Below are 22,575 nucleotides of genomic sequence, written 5' to 3'. Positions count from 1 at the left end.
TATAGAAGTAAAAATGTAACTTTTTACTCTAACCGTGCCGTTTTAAGTAATGGGGAAAACAACAAGAGCTGAACTTTACTTTATCTAAGCCTGCTGAACCACTATCGTCTTTAAAAGACAGTTCTTCATGAGTGTAACCTAAGGTTAAGCGATGATGATCATTAAGTGTTACACCACCATGAATACCTTAAATCGCGCTATTGTCTAAATCTAACTCATCTTTGTACTTGCTGACTTTGCTTCCATTGTGCTTGAAAGTCGTAAACCAAGATCAGCGCCGATAAGGTAATCTTGTTTAACTGCATGCGCTGAAGTAACTGCGAATGCTGAAAAATAAGTGCTAATGGAGTAATAATTTTTTCATGTTTTATTCTATTGTAGATAAATATAAATCCTATTAAAACAGTTAGTTAACTGTTTTCTTGGAAGTCTTTATAATTATCCCTCAAGGAATACACTAATAATTCATTGTTCTTATGTTAATTGGATAGTGTTTTAAATAGACCGGTAGCAATGTTTAACAATCACTACCGATCTTTGTCGACATTAAAGGCTTTTGAGTTTATATATCATCCATGATGTCAGAAGTAAGCTACAAAAAGGTAATGCGACCCATACACCGTCAACGCCAAAAATATGCGCGAACGTAAAGATAAAGATAGAGATCAGGATTAACTTGCCACCAGTTAGTATCGACGCTTCTTTTGCCATGTTAATTGACTGGAAATAGGTTGCACCAATGAGTAATAACCCTTCAAAAGGTAATCCCCAAAAATAAAGGTGCATACCGTTTATCGCAACAGGTTGAAGCAGTTGATTATCACCCGCGAATAAATACACGACATAATCGGGTAAACTATAAAGTATTGTGACGCCAATAAGCGCGACAACAAGGGTAACGGCAAAAGCAAGGTTTCGTGCTTTGATCACACGATCTTTTAAACCTGCACCTGTATTAAAACTGGTGATCGGTTGTGTGCCTAATGCAATGCCTTCGAAAATTAAATAGAAGAAAGCCTCTGTATAACTCACGATGCTGTAGGCAGCAACATGAATCGGTTTACCGACCATCAAGAAAGCTTTGTTGTGTAAAATTAGTACGACAGATAGGTACATGTACATGAGTAAACTTGATGTTCCGAGTTGTAAAATTTGTAAGCAGGTATCAAGTTTAAGTTTTAGGCTGTCCCAATGAATTCGTAGTGCTGATTTGTTGCTAAAGAAATGCTGTAAACACAAGATGCTGGTGGCGGCTTGAGATAGCATTGTGGCAATAGCTGCGCCTGTTAATCCCCAAGGGATCACCACAATAAATAGCCAGTCTAAGAAGATATTCAGCAGACCACCGAAAATCATGATGTAAGTCACGCGTTTGGGTTGTCCATCATTACGTAATAGTGATGAAAATGCCATTGAGATGATGGCAAAGAAACCCATACTGAAGTACCAGAAGAGGTAATCTTCTGCCATTGATAGGATCTCTCCCTTTGCGCCAACCCATTGCAGTATGTCTGTGCCAAATGTGATCCCTAATCCACAAATAATCATTGCTGCTATTAGGCATAAGCTGAATGCGTTACCAACAATATTTCTCGCTTCCTCTGTTTTATCTTCCCCCAGCTTTATCGAAACTAATGCCGATGCACCCATACCAATAAGAGCACCTATGGCGTAAAGAATGGAGCCAATCGGATAGCCAAGTATGATTGCTGCAAGTCCGTCTTCACCAATAAAGTGGCCAACAAACATGCCATCGACAGCAACATAAATGCCGGTGATCAACATGGAAGCGATAGTGGGGAGCGTATAACGCCAAAATAAACGAAAAATAGAATCGTCACGTAATGATAAAGGTTGAGACGATGAGACAGACATAAGAACATTCCGTGTATGGTGATAGGAGATATCACACTAAAACCGTTTAAGTTAAATTACACTTATTCGGTTAGACTAAAAATTTGGCGCATTTTAATCGGAATGGGGAGTTAGTCAATCTTATAAATTGCAGTTAAGAATAGATAACGTAAAACAGGGGATTGATTATCATGACGTACAAAAGGATGTTTAAGAGACATGCTGCCATTTGTTAAATGAAAGCGTTGTTTTACCGACTCAGCAAAACTGCTCTCACTGGGTTGAAGCTTGATTCCTGTTGCAGCATATTCAAGATGATTATCAGGTAATTCACCAAGCCACCAAGCGGGAATTTCCTTACTCGCTTTACTGCGATCGAACCAATGATCAGCAATCACCATAAGGTAATGTTCACCATGAGTAGAAAACTTGTTTTTCACTTGCTCAATAGTATTAAGTAATGCATCTCTACGGGCTTTATTGGCACTAATGAAGTGATGGGCAATCACCCAGATATATGAATGTTCGTGCTGTAAGCAATAGATAGCTTGCGATGCATGTTGGCTTTGATCTGTGTGGGTAATTTTGACAGGTGTGTTTTGTTGGGCACAATTAGCTGCAATACGGCGGCAAAGTGTTTTCGCTAAATGATCTTCTTGCATGCCTCGGCTATGAATCGTTGGGTAGTGTTGCTCACATAGCAACATGCAATCGTGAGCAAATTCCTCAAGGCTCGTTGCTAAAATATCACTGAACAAAATGAATGACCTTCATGAAATAACATACACAACAACTAAAGATGCAAGGAGTTTATCGTAGCATAAAATTTTGCAATGTCATGTAATTCATGAGGTTTTAATAATAAATGACAAGTAGATAAAAAAAGACCTGTACCAATTGGGATTTAGGTACAGGTTACTAGACAGTGAAAAGCATTCACTAAAATTAATAGGTGTTGTGTGGATTAATTTGATGTCGTCGTTTTCTGATCTCTGTTAATACCAAGGTTAGTTAATCCACGTTTAAATTTGTCTCTGCGACTTAATAAAAGCAAGCTTGCAATAACGATATAGATGACTGGTTCAGTAATACCAGATTTGACAGACCATAAATAATGAATTGGGCTCAATATTAAAGCAAGGTATACCCAGTTATGAAGTTTTTGCCAGCGTGCTCCCAGTATACGTTGTAACTTCTGAGTAGAAGTCAAAGTCAATAATAATAAAATTAGCCAGCTAATTGCGCCAATAGCTAAATACGGACGTTGAGTGATTTCCTCACCGACTAAAGCCCAATCAAAACCTAGGTCAAGCGAGACATAAACACTCAAGTGTAGCAATGCCCAAAAAAAGCTATATAAGCCCAATACTCTCCGTGTTTTTACCAAAGCCCCTTGTTTTAAATACATGGCAATTGGACTAATAAGCATTGTAATAAATAATGTATTCAATGCCGCTTTTCCTGTGAAGTGCTCAATGTCCTTAACTGGATCAGCACCAAAACCACCATTGAATGTTTGGAGAACTAATACAGTAAGAAAGAATAAGCTAACGGCATGAATTGTTACTTTCAGACAAGTAATATGTTGAGGGGTTAGCTTTAAAAAACGCTTCTTTCTTTGAGATTTCATTATTAGTAGTTCCTTTTTAGATCCATGCCTTTATACAAGCTCGCAACAGCATCCGCATAACCGTTAAACATGGTGGTAGGCTGACGTCGACTACTGAATATATTCCCTTCTCCTATAAAACGTTCACTTGCTTGACTCCAACGAGGATGATCGACTGTTGGGTTTACATTGGCATAAAAGCCATATTCATCTGACGCTAAAATGTTCCATGTTGTTGGTGGTTGTTTGTCCGTTAACGTAATACGTACAATCGATTTAATGCTTTTGAAGCCATATTTCCAAGGTACAACTAAACGGAGTGGAGCGCCATTCTGTGGCGGGAGAGTCTTACCATATAACCCAACAGATAAGAGTGTAAGAGGGTGTAGCGCTTCATCAAGGCGTAATCCTTCCACATACGGATAATCAATACCGCCTCCTAATGAGCGAGATGCTTGTCCTGGCATTTGCTTTGGATCATAGAGGGTCTGAAACGCGACATATTTCGCGCGACTAGTAGGATCGGCACGTTTAATAATATCGCTTAAGCTAAAACCAATCCACGGAACATTCATAGACCATGCTTCAACACAACGTAGCCTGTAAATGCGCTCTTCTAATGGAAACAAAGAAAATAAGTCATCATAGTTAAGCGTTAAGGGTTTATTAACAAGGCCGTCAATCTTTACTTGCCATGGATCAGTAACAAAATTTTCAGCCCGAATAGCAGGTGATGATTTATCCGTACCAAACTCATAAAAGTTATTATATTGAGTGATCTTATTTTCCGGTGTGAGTGAAAGCTTTGGATCAGATAACGGTGATTTTATTGTAGAAAGTGGACGACGGTTATCGATCGTTTTCTGAACGTCATTTGAGAACACATCAAAAATACCCGCCGTTGCATTAGAAGCTAACGGAAGACTTGCTGCTGCAATACCTAACTTTTTTAAAATATCGCGGCGTTGATGATAAATGGACTCTGGCGTGACATCATTTTCACTTAAATCCCATTTGTTTGTTCTCTTAATTAGCATAACGTTCCCTACGAAAATTGGCTTAAATTAGTAGACCTGATAAAAGCTGTAAAAATTTCATACGATACAAATTATTTGAAATTTCAATAAACAGTACGTAAGAAGTCTGAGTAGTAGATGCTATATAATGAATTTTTATTTTGGAGGAATGAAGGTGGCAAGACATTCATATGACGCTGATCTTGAACTACAGCATATCTATATTGAAGTGCATGCGGAGCGGTATCATCACCTTAAAGCATTTATAGAAGCGTATTACTGTTTTACCCATGGTGCCGTCACCAAACAAGATAAGCCTGATTGGCAAGCAATTTTTGATGTAGGTATTCGAACAACAAATGCTGCGAAGATCATGGATCGTAAATTGCTTATTAGAGATATGTTAGTGCCGTTATCTGTATTAATTGGTTATATGAAAGCCATGGTAAGAGATGATATTTTGACGATTGAAGGTTTGCGTAATTTATTAAATGAGCAATTGAAGTATGTGGTAATGACTCGTGAAGAATATGCTTATTTATCCAAGCAAGGGCTACGCGATGCAATGCCAATAAGCTTTTACCTACGTGAGCATAAACACTATAAGCAGATTTCAGCGCGTTATGATGTGGCAGGTATCACATTAGTCAAGTAGGTCGTATGAAAATACTGCGTATCTATTGATAGTCGTAAATAGCGCATATATTCTTGGCTTACATGTGTACGCTGAATGTAGAGTGATTATAGGATGACAACTCAACAGCAAAAACCCCCTGTACTTTGGTTAAATGTCGCCGTGTTTAGTGTGACGTTACTTGTTGCGATAATTGGTGTTCCGCTTTATGCGTACCAATATGGTTTCGATTGGACACAAATATTAATGTTAGTTGTAGCATTTAGCTTTTGTGGTATGTCTATTACGGCGGGATATCACCGTTTATGGTCACATAAAACTTATCAAGCTAATGCAATGCTCCGTTTCATTTTTGCAATTGGCGGTGCATTTGCTTTGCAAAATAGTATCTTGCATTGGTCTTCAGATCATCGTATTCATCACCGCCATGTTGATAACAATGATAAAGATCCTTATTCAGCGAAAAAAGGTTTCTTTTATAGCCATATTGGCTGGATGTTACGTGATTACCAAGGGAGCCGATACCATGACTACGACAATTGCCGTGATTTACAAAAAGATAAAATAGTAATGTGGCAGCATAAATATTATTTATGGCTGGCGATGGGTACCAATTTTGGTATTCCATTAGCTTTCGGGTTTATTCATGGTGATATTTGGGGGGCACTATTGCTTGTTGGCTTTCTCCGATTAGTACTCAGCCATCATACGACTTTTTTCATCAATTCATTGGCGCATATTTGGGGGGCTCAGCCTTATACTGATAGAAATACCGCACGTGATAACGGATTATTGGCTTTTTTAACTTTTGGTGAAGGTTATCATAACTATCACCATATTTTTGAAAATGACTATCGAAATGGTATTTGCTGGTGGCAGTTTGACCCAACTAAATGGTTGATTAAGGCCTGTTCATGGATAGGTTGGACAAGAAATTTAAAAGTTACGCCTGCTGACCGAATTGAAAAAACCAAAGCAAAAATGCAATTTAAACGAATCCAACAACAATTGAGTAAGATGCCGAACAATGTCGCAAGGCTAACGCAGCTTCAGCAAGAGTATGAAGCTTTGATTGCTAAAATTTCAGATTATTATCAAGCAAAAAAGCGTTTACTGGATCTTGAGAAGCAAAAAATTGCCAATAGCTATGATGATTTTGAGTTTATGCAGCAGTATAAATCTATGCAAGCCCGACTAGAACAACAACGGCGTGCATGGAAAGGTTTGATGCAACAATATACGACGTAGCTTGCTAAACCCCATAGTATTGAAACAGTAATTAAAGAGTTGTTAAGTTTACCGTAACTTAACAGCTCTTTTTTTGTATAAACGGTATAGTAGTATAGATATAATTAATTTTACTATTATTCGCATAGTTAAGTTATGTAACTGATTGATTAAAATGATCTGCTTAATCTAAAACATAACCCTCGCTAGTAGAAATTGCTTATATAAAGTACTATGGATTGTAGAGATTTGTTTATAGTTTGTATTAGAGAGTAATACTGACTATGCAACAAAATGTTTGGGTTTGTTGCAAATAGACTCAGGAATTTTTTAACGGAGACATCGTTTTGTACCGCGCATTGCTTCTTTCACTTACTTGTTTGGTATCTTCTGCTGTAAATGCAATTGAATATCAATTACCAACCGATGGTAGTAATATCGTTGGTACACCTAACTATTACGAAGTACAAAAAGGGGATAGTCTTGCTGATATCGCCAATAAGTATAATGTTGGTTTTTTAGGTATGATGGCTGCGAATAAAGGTATTGATCCTTTTCTTCCTGCTCCTGGACGTTTACTTGAGGTACCAACCAAGGTTGTATTACCAGATGTTGCTCACAAGGGGATTGTAGTCAATCTTGCGGAACTTCGTTTGTATTACTTTCCAAAAGACGATGCATCAAAAGTTTATATCTTCCCTATTGGTATCGGTCGAGTTGGACGTGAAACCCCAAGTATGACAACAAGTATCAATGAAAAAGTGAAGAATCCAACATGGACACCGCCTGCTTCTATTCGTAAAGAACATGCCGCAAGAGGTGATATTCTTCCCGCAGTTGTACCGGCAGGGCCTGATAATCCGTTAGGCGACTATAAAATGCGTTTAGCTTATGGTCATGGAGAATATCTAATTCACGGCACTAATAAAGATTTTGGTATTGGTATGCGTGTTAGTGGTGGCTGTATTCGTATGAACCCATGGGATGTTGAGTGGTTATTTCCACACGTTGCGTTAGGCACACAAGTGCGCATTATTAATCAACCTGTAAAGTATTCAGTTGAACCTAACGGACAGATCGTTGTTGAAGTACATGCGCCATTATCGAAAGATGAATCACAAATGGGTGAAAAGAAAGTTGTAACGGCACCTGCGAAATTGATTGATGACTTGAATTACGATAATGATGCTTATCAGGTACTTACTAAGGCATTAGATAACCAAAGTGGTATTCCTGTTGTTTTGAATTAATTATATTTGAAATGATATCAAACGAGAGCATATGCTCTCGTTTTTTTTATCTAAATATTGTGTGTAATAACGATGGTGGTGGATTTGGTGAAGCATATGAATAATTGTATTAATAGATGATGTAATATGTGACAGAAGCTTTGAGCCCTCATTGTTATTAGGTGAGAGTATATAAGTATACGAATTAAGAGAGTTTAAATTTAACTTATCAACCGTAAGATCGTTTCTTCTACTTAGGTTAAGTTACAAATTAAAACGGGTTAAAGGGAAGTTTTGCTGCTTAGAATAGGGAGCTGAATACTTGATAGAGGCAATTAATGTTAAGTATTAAACAGAGGAATGATTGATACCATGAATGTATTTATTGGTCTTTCTTATGACAAAAAAAGAGATGGCTTATAAAAAGCCATCTCCTTAAAGTACTTAAGCTAAGACAAATTACTTAGTGTAAGAACCAGCAATGTTGTCGATACGCTTGTTAGCACGCATAGCTTCTTGGTAAGCCGCGTCTGATGCTGCACGAGAGTCGTTTACAGCGCTAACGATTTGGTCTTGTTGACCTTGTAGTGCACTTACTTGCTCAGCTAAAGTGTCTACTTTGTTAGTAAGAGTTTGCATTTTGTCTGCTTCAGTGCTTGAACAACCTACTAAAGATGCAGATAGTAGAAGACCAGCTAAGATAGTTACAGTACGTTTCATTTTTTATAAATCTCCATATTGATTGTGCCACTACAACTGAGTGTGAAAGATTGAGTTGGCAAATTCATTATGGCATAACTTCTTAAAATTGCTCATTAATTTTTTTCGGTTAGATCAAAAAATTCACGTAAACACTGAATTTTTGGTTAAAAAATAAACAATTATGACATTAAATTTTCATACCGTTTTAGTGACTAACTATGCGTAATGCCGCTTGTAATAAGGGCTGGCGCTATATTTATGACTTCAAATAAATTAAAACGTCAGGTTTATGTAAAAAAAATATATTAACAAAAAAAGAAATATAACAGGCGAATTAATGAACGAAAATGCAAATAGAAAATGAGAGTAAGTTCACATGATTTTGATTATCAATTTCGTATCTAAATATCGCTCAATGTTAACTTAGTTGTATATATTGTTGTGTCGTTCATGATTATGATGCATTGGGTACACTTTTAATGATGTTAGGAATTACGGAAATAAGTGGTGCAGGGCTAAGAAGGTGTGGCACTTTATCAATAAGTTCACCGTTAGGTAATAAGAAGTAAAAATAGGAATTGTGATCAATCGTATATTCAAGCGCTGAATCTTTTAAATCTGTCCGTATGTAAAGTACACCGTATTTCTCAGCGAGTTCCTTCGTTTGTTCTTGCGTTCCTGCCATACCTGAAATAGATGAATGGAAATGTTTTGCATAGTTAGCCGTTTTTACTGCAGTATCTCGCTCTGGATCTAATGTTATAAATATTGGCCAGATGTTTTGGCGTTGCTCTTCAGGAATTTGTTTTAAGGCTGCAGACATAACTGCTAATGATGTTGGACATACATCTGGACATTGTGTGTAGCCAAAATAAACTAAACGTATTCTTTGATCTTCGGGATTATAGAGGTCAACGGCCTCGTTGCCTGATTCTAGAAAATTTAGAGGGTAATGAGGCTCTATAGCGAGTGATGGGTCGCGGCTATCAAGTATATAGCTTGTTGTTAATCCTGCGATTAATGCGATGGCTAGAATAACCCATTGGTATTTCATTTGTTTATCCTTAAACAAGTTTAATCGTACAACTGTGATTATGCTTTTAGCTATCTTATAAGTGTAGGTATGTTTAATACTTTTGTGAGGTATATTTATCCTTGCTCTAAAATATAGAAATGATAAAAAAAGCAGCCAGATGGCTGCCTTCTTCAATGAGCGTTATAGGTAAATTATTTTTGCTCAGTTGCTGCAAATTTTTCTAATCCCCAAACAACCAGAATACCTAAAACCATTGCACAAATAGCGTATCCGATCAGTGCGGGTTGTCCAGTGACTTGCTCGAAGTTAAACGGTGATAAGTTATGTTCAAGTAATGGTACTTGTTCACCATGTGAATTTACACGCCAACTCACCACTTCTTTCCAAGGCCAGATCTTACTTAATGTACCGATCATTAAACCAGTTAAGAACGTTAGTGCAATATCACGGTAGCTACGAAGAATCCATGATAAGAAGTGAGAAAACGTTAATAGCCCTGCAGCACAACCTATTGCGAAAAGAGCAAGCGTAACAACATCAATAGATTTAGCTGCCGCAAGAATCGGTGCATACATACCTAGCAGGAGTAATATAAAGCTTCCAGATATTCCAGGTAAAATCATGGCACAAATTGCAATAGCACCTGCAATAAGTACATTGATAGGTGTTGGCTCCATTGCGACAGGGTGAAGGACGGTAATTCCATAAGCAAATACTGCACCGATAACAATGGCAATGAATCGATTAATCGACCATTTTTCCACTTGTTTGAACATATGAATAACAGAGATAATGATCAAACCAAAGAAAAATGACCATAATGGAATTGGATGTGTTTCTAGCATCCAAGTAATGAGTTTAGCGAAGGTAAAAATACTGGTTAGAATACCGGCGAATAAACAGATCAAAAATGTACCGTTGATATGTTCAAATGCGCCTTTAAGCCCTTCTTTTCGAATGATGCCAATAAGCGATGGGTTAATACGACGGATGCTCTCAAGTAAGGTGTCGTAAATACCAGTGATAAAGGCGATAGTACCACCAGAAACCCCAGGGACAACATCTGCAGCCCCCATAGCCATGCCTTTTAGAAAGGTGAAAAGTTTAGTCATTAGATTATGTATCTCTATGATAGCCAAAAACATTTGGTGCATTATATAAGTAATGAGAAAGATACTACCATAAATCTTGCTTTTAATATCTTGGGTTATTTGTAACAAAAGCATGACTGATAGTAATAAATGAAGTGACGATAAATTCTTTGACTAGTTGTTATAAAGCGGCAAGTTTGCCTTTTATTGCACTTTTAGCGAAATCAGCAAAGCGTTCACATGGTTGCTGATGAAAAGTGAAATTTGCTTGATCATTGCCAATAATATCAAGCAGTAATAGTTCTGCTTGATATTTAGCTTCTAATAATTGGTCATTATTAAAATAGCTAAGTACAGGTGAAATCAGCTTTTTATCTACTTTTTGTAAAGAATAATAGCATTGGTTAATTGCGATATTATCATTGAATAACTCTAAGGCTTGAAAACGAGTTTTGATTTGCTCTTGTGAGTGTAATAATCGTAGGAGTTTATCCCAGCGCTCTGCTGCTAATATTCCCATAGCTACATACTCTGAACGTTGGTAACTTTTTAATAGCATACGCTCATAGTCATCTCGAATACCATTATCATTAAGATCTGAACCAAATAATTTAGTATGGTCGGTGGTGTCTGGCATTGTATAAGGACGAGGCACTTGATGGCTGCTGACATTCTTATCAGCCAAGATTTCAAGTGCTCTAAATTGGTTAAGAGGAAGATCTACATTATGCTGTGTGATTTTTTCAGGAGATAATTTTATTACGCGAGGTATATCTTCGTCTGCTTTTGCAGTTAAGGCTGGAAAATATGAAAAAAATAATAAAGCTATAGTGAATACTTTTTTCATATGATGCGTTCTTTGCTCCCATTGATTGTATTTTTATTTAATCATTACGCTATTTTATATAAAGAGCAAATTTATCTTAATGAAAATGAGATCGTAAGATAATAAAAGAATGGTAGTTGTAATAATGAGTATTAAAATTCACGTTTTCGGTCACATTCTTCTACAAATTACTTTAAAAACATGAGTCTATGATGAAATGAAAAGACAGCTGTTATGTTCAGCTTCGATTTAGTTTAGAACTCTATACTGTATGTGTAAATTAAGAGTAGAAAACATCAAATTATCTAATAAAAGATATTTACTCATATTATATTGTAATATAGGAATGATATGCCAGAGCACATATTCGAAGTGTTATTAATTATAGCTGCAATAGTTATTGCGTTAAGTGTATTTTTAATAGCTGTTACAAATTATGCTTAGCTCTCTATCAAAGAGTTATAACACAAGATAATGTGTTAAAAAGTTTGATAGAGAGCCTAAATAATTACGGGTTTTGCTCTGCTAGTTTTTCCATCATTCGGTTATGTACAACTTCAACAATCAGATCTGGTTGGAACTTAGAAATAAATTTATTGCATCCTACTTTCACTGTCATTGCTTCATTGAAACTTCCACTCAATGATGTATTAAGAGTAATGTATAAGTTTGACATGCGAGGATCATGACGAATTTTATGAGTAAGTCGATAGCCATCCATTTCAGGCATTTCTGCATCAGTAAACATCATCAATATTTCATCGGTTACCGTTTTACCTTCATTACACCATTGATCTAATAGGTTATAGGCTTGCTGGCCATTGTTTGCTTCAAATACTTCGATGCCAATTTGAGCGAGTGTTGACTTAATTTGATTACGTGCAGTAGGGGAGTCATCAACAATAAGAATTTTATGTCCTTGTAGATGCTGACTGATATCTCTGCTCAATAATTCATCAGAAATTTTAATATTGTAATTAATAATATTCGCGAGCACCTTTTCAACATCAATTATACCGACAAGTTGTTTTTGGTTATCACGATGTATTTCACAAATAGCTGTAAGGAAATTATTCTTGCCTACTTGATCGGGTGGTGGCTGAATATCTTTCCATGTCATGTTAACGATATTCATTACTTGTCCGACTAAAAATGCCTGCACCGAACCATTATATTCAGTCACTATTAGGTTACTCAGTTCATTAATATCGGTTTCTTTCATACCTATTGAGGTTCGAAGATCGATAACAGGGATAGATACGCCACGAATAGATGCCACCCCTTTAACATTTATATGAGATCCTGGAAGAGAATTAAGGTGGGGTACTTTAACGACTTCACGGACTTTGAACACATTGATAGCAAATAGTTGCTGGCTGTTAAGCCTGAAGATAAGTAGCTCTAGTCTGTTTTCTCCTACTAATTGGGTTCGTTGATTAACACTGTCAAGAATTGTTGCCATGTTTAACCGTCCTTAGTTAGAGTGATTGGCCTTATAGAGTAATTAAGCTCTATCGACAGATAAAAAGATTTATTGAATGAAATAGAAAGTAAAAAAGAAGGTTTAATGTTAAACAGTGAGCTAACTCTTAATTCTATGATTGTTATTTGAGGATGTAGCAGTATGACTTTAGCTATGATGATCATACAGCTCGTTGCTTCAATGTGACGTAGATTAAATAGACAACAAAAACAGTAGAAAAAAGGGTTAAAATTAACCATTTATTTATATCGCTAAAAAATAACCTCTAATTTTAAAACTTTGGATAAATTAACTCATAATCTGTGATTTTAGTCTTATTGTGATAGTGTTTTCATCTACCTTTCTTCGGGTTTACTGGTAAATCTTCTAAATGTAGCGTTAAAACAAGAATGTTACTTATTTATCAATAGATTAACAATTGGCAGTTATATTAATATAGTCGCCTTTATTTTCAAAGTGTTAAGTGCTTATTGCTTGTTATTTAACAATTAATACATAATTCTTTCAAAAATGAAATCTTTCAATTCATATATACATAATGCGTTCAAAATGAGAAAATATACCTAGTAGCAATATTATTGATTTTTCGCTTCACAATTGGAGAGGCAAATATGAAACTAGCATTGATTTTTTTACTGTCATCGATCGGTGGTGTTTTATCTGGTGACCATTTTCATTCATTTGCTGCCGGCTTTGGTATTGCAGCTATTTCTGTAGGAACAGCATATTGGTTAGCATTTCGTTCAACTCGCTACCCGCAATTAGCATTATTATTACTGTTAATGGGAATGATGGCTAAACTTTCCGTAACGATTGTAGGCGTTATGTGGGGATTAAAAGCTGAAGTGATTAATTCACCGTTTGTATTCTCGTTATCTTACTTATTCTTCTCTATTGTTGTTACATATGGCTACTTCAAATTAAGAGAGTTTCAAATGTCTATGGCTGGTAAGCGTGTTGTTATCAATACACAGCAAGAAGAAAGAGATGAAAGTAACAATAAAACGCCAAGACACTTATCTCAACTCTCTACTAATTAACTATAAAGTTTAGATAGGGCAATAATTAATCAAATTTTAAGGCCAAGTCAGAGACTGACTTGGCCTTTTTATTTTTAACCTGCTTACAAATTAGTCTTTAATCAATAGCTACAGGCTATCGCTAGATAGAAGCAATAAAAAAATCCAACAGTAAGATCACCGTTGAATTTTAATCAGATACCAAGTTAACGTATTTTACGTGGCTAACTTAGAAAACGTGTTTACCCATTTGGAAGACGTGCTTAACTTGGTTGTCGTCAGAAAGCAACGTGATGTTTGCTTTGTAGCCTTCTTTTAACATACCGTACTCGTTTTCGATCTTAATCGCTTTTGCTGGGTATAGTGTAGCCATACGTAATGCTTCTTCACGAGATAGGCCAACGTGATTAATCAAGTTGTTTAAGCCTTGAATCATTGTAACTGCAGCGCCAGCAATGGTGCCATCAGCGTAGAAACACTTACCATCTTTAACGTAAGCTTTAAGACCTGCCATATCGAACTCAGTCATGTCTGTACCAGCAGGTGCAACAGCATCAGTTACCATGAATAGTTGTTCACCCATGATATCATGTGCAATTCGAACAGAAGGGTATGAAGCGTGAATACCATCAACGATAATACCTGCATGTGGCTTTTTATCGAAAATGTAGCCAACAACGCCAGGTTCACGAGAACCAAGTGGTGTCATCGCGTTATATAGGTGAGTTGCCATTTCTAGGCCTGATTTCTCATTTACTTGATCGTAAGTAGCGTTAGTGTGACCAAGAGAAACGGTAATGCCTGCTTCACGAACAATATCGATTACTTTTTGTGACGTATTTTCAGGAGCAACGGTTAAAACACAAATTTTATCTGCGTTATCAGCAAGGTAGTGGGCTGTTTTTTCGTCAAGCTCACGAATGAATTCTTCACGGTGTGCGCCTTTTTTCTCTACGCTGATAAAAGGACCTTCAATGTGAAGACCTAAAATACCTTGTTGTTCAGGCTGCTCTGTAGCTTCAACCATTTCAAGTACTTCAACTAATGAAGCACCGTCACTTGTAATAAAAGTTGGTAAGAACTGAGTTGTACCACTTTTTAAGTTGGTCTCGTTCATGATCTCAAGTGTTTTACTACTTATTGCAGTATTAAGTAGTACGCCACCACAGCCATTAATCTGAAGATCAATAAAGCCAGCAGAAGCTAAGAAGCCTTTACCATCAACCACTGTTTCAGGAAGTTCTGATTGGTTTACGTCAGCCATTGGAATGATACGTTGAATAACATCATCTTTAACAAAAATAGCTTGATTGTTAAGAGTCGTTTGTCCATCAAATACATTAACGTTGATAATTGCGATCATGGGTATCTCACTTGTAAATTGGTACTGCTAACAACAAGTGTCACAGTAAATACATCATCTTTTATACAATGTCTCGTCAATTGAACTTAAATGGCAACGACACATCGATTGAAAGCATTAAAATAATCTTATTTTTCTATGTGAATTAAGATACCTGTTTAGTTAATGATTCGTCAAATCCTTTCATTAAATAAACAGCAAAAGTACCCATAATTGGCCTTTAAATATTCACTGAAAGCATGGTGGGGAATGATTTTTTTAATTAGACAATAAGTGGGTTATTCTTATTTGTACCGTAATTGTATAGTAATTGATATATATATCATCACTTTATTCCAGGTATATCAGTATGCGCTATCTGTAGGGGGAGATGATTATATGACATTCCCTAAGGCAGTTTAGTAATTGGTTATTGCACTAGGAACATTAGAAGAAAGCATATATTACCACCTAAGATTGTGGTATTGGGTGTCAATGTTTAGTTTTGGGCGGTAACTCGCCGCTGCTTTTTTTGGGGCTGTTTTTTCTGCTGTCTTTTGTCACTAAGTGGCTGCTCGGATATTACAGATGTCGTTGCAACACAGAGCTTATAACATGGTTTTAGTTTAACTTATTTAGCCATGCCGGTTATTGCCACTATGTTGACGTCATTGATGTTAAAAATACGACCGCTTGATTAATAAACAACGCTTTTTACTGATAAACAAAAAGGCATGACGCGAGAAGTTATCCTTTTTCTTTTTGCACTCAAGTGGGCATTTGGGCAAAATAGCGCCTTCTCATTATTAGTACTGTTAAAGCGCTTATTTAAGCGTTCGTTACTATCCATACTGTATAGGAGTTGTCATGCTGTGGATTGACTGGCCATTTTTATTGTCTCAGGTGTTATCTCAATTTTCTATTGGCGCGTTTATTGTCATTGGCGTGATTATGCTATCGGGGAAACTATGTTTTGGACAATCTGATAGGGTACTTAAAAACTTTCCCCTGATCTGGTTGTTGTTAATTACTGCAGTGTTATTGCGAGAAGGCATGTTAATGCTATCGCAAATCCATAGTCAATCAAGTTTTGGTCTTGATACCTTTTTCTGCTTAACAATTTTGATTTTTACCATGGCTTATTGGTTATGCGAAAAACATTTAATTGGCAGTGATAAATGGCGTAAGTCTTTTTTATTCTTGATCGTGGTTTGGAGTGGACTGTACTTTATTGAAGGGGTGATTAATCATGGTATTAGTTACTCGCTAGCCATTCAATTTATCGCCAATGTTCTTATAGGTGGAAGCTTAGTCGCACATTGTATGTTAGTAAAATCTGAGCATAAGTTAACAAAACTTAATACCTTTTTACCTGTATGTGGTTTAGTGCTTGGTGTTGTGACGATACTATCGAATATGCAGGGTATGAGCTTATTGGTACATCAGGCTGAACTCGGCAACTTAACGGGCTTTGTCGTACGAATTTCAAGTATTGGCTTGCTGGTTTTAGCATTAAGCTTATGGTTAATGCCAATTATTACAAAGAGTAAACCCGTTACGGTGATGCTCGTTATCAGTAGTGTTATTATGTCTGCAGCGAGTTTCCTTATGGCTCTATCAATCTAGTAACTGTGTCAATAACAGCTCTACTAATATCAATGCATTAAAGGCATAGCGTTATTCTATAATGCAATGCCTTTTTATTACACTTTCAGCTAAAAAGGTAAGCGCTGCTTACTTAGACAACGTTCACTTAATTAAATTGAGTAAGGCTTTGAATCTACCGCCATTGGCGACCCGCTGTAATTCGAACAATACCATTTCTGTTGTACTGATTTGTGCACCTGCACGTTGCATTTTATTCATTGCAATCTGTTTGTTTTCTTCTGTCCGTGAACTTATCGCATCACTTACTACAGTGACTTGGTAGCCTTCAGAAATCAGATCAATAACAGTTTGATAAACACAAATATGTGCTTCAATGCCAATAATGATGATCGACTTACGTTGTTTTAATTGTAGTTGCTCTACAAAACTAATATTTTGAACGGCACTAAAGCTTTCTTTAGAAATGGGCGTTAATCCTTGCTGAGTAAGAGGTTGTGCTATTTGAGGAATCGTTGCGCCAAGTTTATCGGGTAACTGTTCAAGCCATAATGTTGGTAAGTCAAAGAGCTCGGCGCCTTTTACCATAATTTCAGCTTGTCGAAAAAAGTGGTCCTTTTGGTGCATTAGTTGCGCGAGGTTGCCTTGTATGTCAACCACAACCAATATTGAATGGTGAATATCAAGCATTGCGCGATTCCTTATGTCTATTGAAAAAGTAATGGTTTGTAACCATATTGCTCTTTACAGTGTTGTTTAGAAACGGAACAATGCAAAGTGACTAACGTAAAATAAATGTAAACAAAGGAAGTATTGTCAGATTATGGCTGAGAGAAAATCAAACCCGTTAAGTGAAATTGTTTTTAACGTTATTATACCGTCAGTGATTCTGATGAAGTTTAGTGGTGGTGATCAACTCGGTGCGGTAGGCGGATTACTAGCAGCATTGGCATTCCCTGTTATTTTTGGCGGTTATGAGCTTATTCGTTATAAGAAATATAACTTTATAGCTTTGCTAGGTATTGTCAGCGTTCTTCTAACAGGCGGTATAGGTTTACTTGAACTTGATACTAAGTGGTTAGCGATTAAAGAAGCCTTGATCCCTGGACTTATCGGAATTGTTGTTTTTGGCTCAACATTTACCAAGTTTCCAGTTGTACGCAAATTAGTATTAAATGACAGCGTGCTTAATTTAGGGCTCATAAATGAGCGTTTAAAAGAAAAGAACAACGAGCATTTATTTGATCGCTGTCTAACGCAGTCTAATTACATGTTTGCTAGCACGTTTCTTTTTTCATCTGTGATGAACTATATTCTGGCGACAGTGATTGTAACCAGCAAATCAGGAACTGAAGCATTTAATGAAGAGTTGGGACGTTTAACATTGTTAAGTTACCCGATGATAGCAATTCCATCTATGTTGATGATGATGGGTATATTCTATTTTGTATGGCGTCAAATTCGCCGTATGACACAGCTAGAAACGGCCGAGATATTTAAGTCGCAGTAATGTCGTTTTTCATCAAAATGTAAGCAGTGAATCACTCACTGCTTTTTTTGTATCAAAGTAAGGTGTGTTACCGTTTTATTTTTAAGATAATGCTTACAGGGAAAACATAATTCAAACTTTTGAGTAATAATTTAGACATGTAGTTTAAAAACGGACATGTCATGAAGCTAACCTCAATAATATTCACATCACTAGTAATAACGGCTTGCTCAACGATTGAAGTGGCTAACTCTTCAGATAAAGAAGGAATGAAGTTTGTTGATAAACATTGCGCTAACCACCCGTCCCAACGAGGTTCTCATTTCTTTAGCTCATTTCTAGATACCCAATATCAAAAAATTACAGAGCTTAAAGGTTTTATTAGTGATCAAAATTACAAGCAACTCCATATTGCCTTGTCACAATTTAACGAGCACTGGGAAATACTCAACCAGCAAAGTTACGAAGCATGTGAAAAGCTAGCACGTTGTGAATTTATAAAAGAGCAGTACATAGCATCATTTAATAGACAACAAAGAAACAGAATAAAACTTGATGCAGATAAGCAAAATATGTGTGATAAAAGTAGCTTTGAATTTGATTTGAGCCGAGTAAAAATGGTGTCATTTTATAGTGATGTTGAACGTTTAGAGCTTGTTCGTGAAGAGCAATAATCAATATGTGTCACACACGAAGTTCTGTTTAACCTAATATATACAGTGAAATTATATTCTTATAAGTTAATAACTTATTGTACTTTTTTGTGTTTATACTTCTAAACCTGCATGGCATAGGCTATCTGTTTTACGCCTGTTTAATACTGAAAAATATCAAAAATTCCCCTAAAAGCACTTTTAATGATATTGTATTTGACACTATATTGTTAAATATAGAGATATTTTAAATTGAAGTTTTATTGTCGTAGCGGGTAGTTACGTTATTTTATCATTAATTCTAGGGGGATATTATGGCTTCAAGCCGTAAAATTAGTAAAGAGAGAATGGCGCTGAAGATATCATTAGTAGGAACAATTTTTGTTGCTACGCTAGGTATTGGTTACGGTCTGTATGTTGGTTCTAATGCTATTTTATTAGACGGTATGTTCTCTTTTTTAAGTATGGGGATGACAGGACTTAGTCTTTATACGGCGTACTTAGTTTCAAAACCGGATGATGAACAGTTTCAATTTGGTTATGCCCATTTTGAACCTCTTATCAACGTGGTAAATGGTCTATTAATTTTAGTAACATGTTTATTTGCCTTTGTGACGGGCATACAAACAATAATGCAAGGTGGTCACGACATTATTTTGGGAGACGCGATTGTCTATGCTGTTCTTTCAACCGTCAGTTGTTTTTCGATTTACTTTTTTGAAACCTCTATCGCACGCAGTGTTGATTCCGAATTAGTCCGAGTTGACTCGCAAGAATGGTTAGTTGACGCGATCTTAAGCGCTGCAATATTGGTTGGTTTTATCTTAGTTATTATATTTGATGCAATGGGTTATTCTAAGTGGAATGCCTATGTCGATCCCATTCTTGTTACAACATTATCAATCGCAGCATCAGTATTACCGATAAAGGTATTAAGACGAAATTTAAAGGAAGTATTGCTTGTCGCACCACAAGACAGTGTTCAAGAGCACGTCGATCAAGTTATTGCAGAGCTTTCTGAAAAGTATGACTTCGATGATTATACTCATCATTTTGCTAAAATCGGTCGTCAGTATGATTTAGAAATTAACATCTTGGTAAAAGATGAAAAAAGATGGACGACAAAACAACAAGATAATATTCGTCAAATCATATGGGATAAGTTGGAGGCCGATCTTGGTGAAACATGGCTTTCTGTTAGTTTTACCGGTCAAGAACGTTGGCTGTAACATAGTCTAAATAGAACTTAGGTTTAATGTTAGGATAATTGACTGCGAATCAGGGCTTATCCTAACTAACATTTTGTAATTATACTTTTTCGAATCATTTATATTGAATTTTACAAAATGATAACCACTGTGGTGAAATAGATATAGGAATCTTGTATTATTTCTTCGCTCTAAAAATTATCTTTGTTTAATTAAACACGAAATAAGAGTTAATTTTTAGCCAATGTTGAAAATTATTTTTATCACAGGTGAATCATGGACACTGCTTTAGTTATAGCATTCATTGTGGGTGCATTTTATATCATTCTTAAAGAAAAAAAATGCACTAAGAATATTGATTATAGCAAGGATAGTTTATAATCCTTATTGCGAAGAACAGAAATTAAAAAAAGCGCTATGATTAGCGCTTTTTTTATTGGCAAAAAATGAAACTATTATTGTGATTTAAATCTTATTTTAATGAAATAGAGATAAATTAAAGTTTAAGTTTAACAAACATTATTATTTCATTGATAAGTTTTTTGAGTATATTCTATTCTAATTTGGTATTTAATTTGTAAAAGTTTGACTGTGTTGATTTGTTTTTATAAATTAGAGTGTAAGTCTTAAGTTGAAATGAATATTTTATAACATGTGATCTCTGCTGGTATTTAATCTTCTCTATGGCTTGTCTAATAATGCTTTAGGTTTTAACTTTATTATAAGTAATGATTTTTATAGAGATCTACATGGATGGTAGATTATGAATAATAACAATGATGGTTTATTCAATGTTTAAGAAAGAGAGATTAACCAAAACGATTGATGATATTTTTTTGATGCGATTTTCAGGCCATATTGGTATTGGTTTAATGTTTTTTGTTATTTTAGTCGGTTTTGGTTTTACGACTCTCGCACCATATTTTGCAACTAAGCATTTATCAACAAAAATTCAAACAGATACTGATGAATTGGTTAAAACTCATATTCAAAATATAGGCGATTATCAAGACTTTATTACGAATCTTAGCCGCAATTTTGATTTTACGTGTAGTGAGAAAGAGCAGGAGCAATTAAAACGTATTGCCTATAGTAATTATCTTATCCGTAAGATTTCTTTAACCCCCTCAGGCAAAAGTACTTGTTCGAGTTTTTATGAAAAAAATCATGGTCAGCATGTTGAATCTCGGAAAATTAAAACTTATGGCAATATGATGTCGTTATGGTTATCTTCTGAAAAAAATAGTCTGCAACGTATTTTTGAAGTTCGGTGGCAAGGTAACAAGGGGAGTTTGGTTCTGTCCTTAGAACCCATCGTTGAAGAAATCTTACGAAATAAATACTGTGAAGGTTGTGTTTTAACATCTATATCAGCAGATAATGAATTGGATCGATTAGGTTGGCAAGGTGATAATAAATCATACACGGCTGAACCTATATATGAAGTTTTAATGCCTAATGGTTTGAAATTTTCTAATTACATTAAGTTGGAATTATTAGATAAAGAGTCACAATTATTAAGGATGCCTCTCTTTTTAGCTGGTGCATTTATTGCTGGATTTTTAATTTTGTTGCGGCGTTTATTCATTAGACGACGTTTATCGTTACATGCATTAGTACAACGAGGGATAGTTAAACGTGAGTTCGTACCCTATTACCAACCTATTATTAATTTAAAGGCCAAAGAACTTTATGGTTGTGAAGTACTTGCTAGGTGGAAGAAAAAAGGGGCTGGATTAATATCACCAATGGAATTTATTCCTTACGTTGAAAAAAGTGGACAAATTATCCCTATTACTAATTTATTAATTGAGAAAGCGATTAAAGATTTGAGTACTATCAACTGGCAGTTAACCGATAGAGTGATCAGTATTAATCTTGTACCGCAACAATTAGAAAATATACAGATAATGAATGAGTCATTAGCATTATTCAGCAATTCAAAGATCCCTATTAAACAGGTTGCTTTTGAAATTACAGAACGAAAACAATTTGAAGATCTTACTATTGCCTCTGAGGTTATCCAATATCTTAAAGCTCAGGGTATTGATATTAAATTAGATGATGCAGGCACAGGGTATGGTGGGTTCAGTTATATTCAAGAATTGAACTTGCGGAGTTTAAAAATCGATAAGATGTTCGTTGAAAATATTGGTACGACGGATATAAAACTTTCTCTGCTTGATTCTATTATAGCCTTCGGCAAACAGGCTGGAATGGAAATGATAGCAGAAGGCGTCGAGACGAAAGAGCAATCCGATTACCTTGTTGAGCGTGATGTTTATCTTCAGCAGGGGTATTATTTTGGTATGCCAATGAATGCTGAAGAGTTTTCGATTTATAATATTGAGATTAAAAATAAGAATAAGCTTTTGGCTATTTAGATAAGATAACGAGTTATGGATAAAGAAAAGCCGACATAATGTCTAATGCCGATCGTTTAAGGTACTTGAACGATCCTAAGATTGCGTAATAATCCCTACCAACGTTTGTTGGTAGGGATTTTTATATGTTAGTTGATGAGTTAAACCAAGCGCATGAAACGATGGAAA

At 35.8% G+C, this 22,575-nt stretch carries 20 protein-coding genes; 9 read left to right on the top strand and 11 right to left on the bottom strand.

What is annotated here, in order from left to right; genetic code table 11:
• Positions 1–546 precede the first annotated feature (546 nt).
• The 4 genes from C9J41_RS20330 to msrP form a co-directional block, all read right to left on the bottom strand.
• Complete coding sequence (locus C9J41_RS20330) at positions 547–1,875, bottom strand: MATE family efflux transporter (RefSeq protein ID WP_107247183.1); 1,329 nt, start codon at positions 1,873–1,875, stop codon at positions 547–549.
• Positions 1,876–1,985: 110 nt separating this feature from the next.
• Positions 1,986–2,612, bottom strand: coding sequence for a hypothetical protein (locus tag C9J41_RS20325; RefSeq protein ID WP_233218500.1), 627 nt, complete (start codon positions 2,610–2,612; stop codon positions 1,986–1,988).
• Positions 2,613–2,818: 206 nt separating this feature from the next.
• Positions 2,819–3,484: a protein-methionine-sulfoxide reductase heme-binding subunit MsrQ gene (msrQ, locus tag C9J41_RS20320; RefSeq protein ID WP_107294946.1), complete on the bottom strand. Its 666-nt coding sequence runs from the start codon at positions 3,482–3,484 to the stop codon at positions 2,819–2,821.
• Positions 3,485–3,486: 2 nt separating this feature from the next.
• Positions 3,487–4,500 (bottom strand): protein-methionine-sulfoxide reductase catalytic subunit MsrP, encoded by a 1,014-nt coding sequence (gene msrP / locus C9J41_RS20315; protein ID WP_107291104.1) that lies wholly within the window; start codon positions 4,498–4,500, stop codon positions 3,487–3,489.
• Positions 4,501–4,648: 148 nt separating this feature from the next.
• On the opposite strand from msrP, the gene C9J41_RS20310 reads away from it, so the two are divergent.
• From C9J41_RS20310 to C9J41_RS20300, 3 genes are all read left to right on the top strand, one after another.
• Positions 4,649–5,134, top strand: coding sequence for a hypothetical protein (locus C9J41_RS20310; RefSeq protein WP_107262095.1), 486 nt, complete (start codon positions 4,649–4,651; stop codon positions 5,132–5,134).
• Between the two features lie 93 nt (positions 5,135–5,227).
• Positions 5,228–6,361 (top strand): fatty acid desaturase, encoded by a 1,134-nt coding sequence (locus tag C9J41_RS20305; protein ID WP_107262093.1) that lies wholly within the window; start codon positions 5,228–5,230, stop codon positions 6,359–6,361.
• A gap of 326 nt (positions 6,362–6,687) precedes the next feature.
• Positions 6,688–7,590, top strand: a complete 903-nt coding sequence (locus C9J41_RS20300; RefSeq protein ID WP_107247188.1) for a L,D-transpeptidase family protein — start codon at positions 6,688–6,690, stop codon at positions 7,588–7,590.
• A gap of 438 nt (positions 7,591–8,028) precedes the next feature.
• Here the strand turns inward: C9J41_RS20300 and C9J41_RS20295 are convergent, their stop codons facing one another.
• The 5 genes from C9J41_RS20295 to C9J41_RS20275 all read right to left on the bottom strand — a co-directional run bounded on the left by C9J41_RS20295 (position 8,029) and on the right by C9J41_RS20275 (position 12,686).
• Entirely contained in the window at positions 8,029–8,289 is a 261-nt protein-coding gene (locus tag C9J41_RS20295; protein ID WP_107207210.1) for an Lpp/OprI family alanine-zipper lipoprotein, read from the bottom strand.
• Between the two features lie 436 nt (positions 8,290–8,725).
• Complete coding sequence (locus C9J41_RS20290; protein ID WP_107247189.1) at positions 8,726–9,325, bottom strand: SCO family protein; 600 nt, start codon at positions 9,323–9,325, stop codon at positions 8,726–8,728.
• A 173-nt stretch (positions 9,326–9,498) separates the two neighbouring features.
• Entirely contained in the window at positions 9,499–10,419 is a 921-nt protein-coding gene (locus C9J41_RS20285) for a DUF368 domain-containing protein (protein ID WP_107262089.1), read from the bottom strand.
• Between the two features lie 160 nt (positions 10,420–10,579).
• Positions 10,580–11,245: a hypothetical protein gene (locus C9J41_RS20280; RefSeq protein ID WP_107247190.1), complete on the bottom strand. Its 666-nt coding sequence runs from the start codon at positions 11,243–11,245 to the stop codon at positions 10,580–10,582.
• A gap of 487 nt (positions 11,246–11,732) precedes the next feature.
• Positions 11,733–12,686 (bottom strand): chemotaxis protein CheV, encoded by a 954-nt coding sequence (locus C9J41_RS20275; RefSeq protein ID WP_107291106.1) that lies wholly within the window; start codon positions 12,684–12,686, stop codon positions 11,733–11,735.
• Between the two features lie 632 nt (positions 12,687–13,318).
• Here C9J41_RS20275 and C9J41_RS20270 point away from each other — a divergent pair.
• On the top strand, positions 13,319–13,747 hold the full coding sequence (locus C9J41_RS20270) for an NADH:ubiquinone oxidoreductase (protein ID WP_107207205.1): 429 nt from the start codon (positions 13,319–13,321) through the stop codon (positions 13,745–13,747).
• 208 nt (positions 13,748–13,955) lie between these two features.
• Here C9J41_RS20270 and nagA read toward each other — a convergent pair whose 3' ends face one another.
• Positions 13,956–15,089, bottom strand: coding sequence for an N-acetylglucosamine-6-phosphate deacetylase (gene nagA, locus C9J41_RS20265; protein WP_107207204.1), 1,134 nt, complete (start codon positions 15,087–15,089; stop codon positions 13,956–13,958).
• 846 nt (positions 15,090–15,935) lie between these two features.
• Here nagA and C9J41_RS20260 point away from each other — a divergent pair.
• Positions 15,936–16,694 (top strand): hypothetical protein, encoded by a 759-nt coding sequence (locus C9J41_RS20260; RefSeq protein ID WP_107287573.1) that lies wholly within the window; start codon positions 15,936–15,938, stop codon positions 16,692–16,694.
• Positions 16,695–16,817: 123 nt separating this feature from the next.
• On the opposite strand, the gene C9J41_RS20255 is transcribed toward C9J41_RS20260, so the two are convergent.
• Positions 16,818–17,363: an isochorismatase family protein gene (locus C9J41_RS20255; protein WP_107294945.1), complete on the bottom strand. Its 546-nt coding sequence runs from the start codon at positions 17,361–17,363 to the stop codon at positions 16,818–16,820.
• A gap of 133 nt (positions 17,364–17,496) precedes the next feature.
• Between C9J41_RS20255 and C9J41_RS20250 the strand changes: the two genes are divergently transcribed.
• The 4 genes from C9J41_RS20250 (at position 17,497) to C9J41_RS20235 (ending at position 22,407) form a co-directional block, all read left to right on the top strand.
• The gene (locus tag C9J41_RS20250; RefSeq protein ID WP_107207201.1) at positions 17,497–18,183 is read left to right on the top strand and encodes a VC0807 family protein; all 687 of its coding nucleotides are present in this window, start codon (positions 17,497–17,499) and stop codon (positions 18,181–18,183) included.
• Positions 18,184–18,344: 161 nt separating this feature from the next.
• Entirely contained in the window at positions 18,345–18,836 is a 492-nt protein-coding gene (locus C9J41_RS20245; RefSeq protein ID WP_107207200.1) for a hypothetical protein, read from the top strand.
• Positions 18,837–19,129: 293 nt separating this feature from the next.
• On the top strand, positions 19,130–20,044 hold the full coding sequence (locus C9J41_RS20240) for a cation diffusion facilitator family transporter (protein WP_107207199.1): 915 nt from the start codon (positions 19,130–19,132) through the stop codon (positions 20,042–20,044).
• A 770-nt stretch (positions 20,045–20,814) separates the two neighbouring features.
• Complete coding sequence (locus C9J41_RS20235; RefSeq protein ID WP_107261006.1) at positions 20,815–22,407, top strand: EAL domain-containing protein; 1,593 nt, start codon at positions 20,815–20,817, stop codon at positions 22,405–22,407.
• Positions 22,408–22,575 lie beyond the last annotated feature (168 nt).

The sequence above is a fragment of the Photobacterium sp. GB-50 genome (assembly GCF_003026755.1).
GTDB lineage: Bacteria > Pseudomonadota > Gammaproteobacteria > Enterobacterales > Vibrionaceae > Photobacterium.
Note: the sequence above shows the minus strand (reverse complement) of the source record. Positions and strands in the feature narration are given on the sequence as shown.